The 1,182-nt window shown below is 39.5% G+C and carries 1 protein-coding gene; it reads left to right on the plus strand.

All coding sequences use genetic code 11. From position 1 onward, the window contains the following. The coding region (locus ACI48O_RS22715) for an IS110 family RNA-guided transposase (protein WP_435564086.1) at nucleotides 1-689 on the plus strand (689 nt) is incomplete at its 5' end. Nucleotides 690-1,182 lie beyond the last annotated feature (493 nt).

Here is a 1,182-nt window from a genome sequence, read left to right on the forward strand (position 1 = left end):
TTACCAAGCTTCTTCTGCGGTATGATATTCGCCCTCCTGAAAAAGTAAAGAGAAGTTGGTCTTCTAGATATAGAGAATGGATCCATACTTTGAAATTTAAGCAAACTTCTTTACAAGTGGTCTTTCAAGAATACTTACAAAATCTTAATGAAGTAGAGCAGCGTATAAAACGTTTGGAGGAAGAAATAGAAGCCCAAGCAGTCGAAGGTGTGCACGCTCCCATGATTCAAACACTCCAATGTTTACGTGGAGTAGCTACGATTACAGCTACCAGTCTAGTAGCTGAAATTGGTTCGTTTAAAAGGTTTCAAACACCTAAACAGTTTATGGCGTATCTAGGTCTTGTACCAAGTGAATATTCAAGTGGGGAAACACGCAAGCAAGGAAAAATCACAAAAACAGGAAATATCCATGCACGAAGATTACTTATTGAATCATCATGGAGCTATCGTTACCAGCCAGCTGTTCGAGACAGATTGAAGAAGAGACTAGATGGAAAACCAGGAGCTATTCAGGCCATTTCTTGGAAAGCACAACAGAGGTTGCATAAAAAGTATTTTCGGTTACTCTCCCGTGGAAAACAAAAGAATGTTGCGATTACCGCGGTAGCTAGGGAATTGGCTGGTTTTGTATGGGCGATAGCACAAGAAACTGAATGCTTGCCGATCAAACAGTTATCTGTTAATTAACACTCGATTGATGAGACACAATGATAAAATTCTAAAAGGGAAAAAAATAAAGTAAAGAAGAACAATGGGAATAAGAATAGGGCTCGGAGGCAAAGTAAAAACCGTTGAGAGTAATTCACGTTGGACCTTTGTGCTAGCTTACATAAAGTGAATGCACGTAATAAGTTCGTGAAAGACCCTCAACACGGAAAAATAAAATGTGAGAACCCACGTATATCAGAATGCCGACCGGTGTTCAAAATATTTTGCCTTCGTGCCGTGTCCTTAATCTTCCTTCTCATCTTCAATCAGTGTCTCAAGTTAATGAAAGCTAGTCAAGGAAACCACTTGACAACCTTTCATTAACTTGAAGAGTGGTCTGTAAGATGTGAAGGAGATAGTCTAACCATATTGGTTAACCCCTCAAAAAGAAGCAGCACAAGCTTCTGTATTAAGGTTGCCCAAAAATAGTAAAAAACGCTCGGGCCTTGACAGTTTTGTTCATATCAGGTCC

This window comes from Neobacillus terrisolis, from assembly GCF_051233475.1.
In the GTDB taxonomy this organism is placed as follows: Bacteria; Bacillota; Bacilli; order Bacillales; family Cytobacillaceae; genus Bacillus_BU.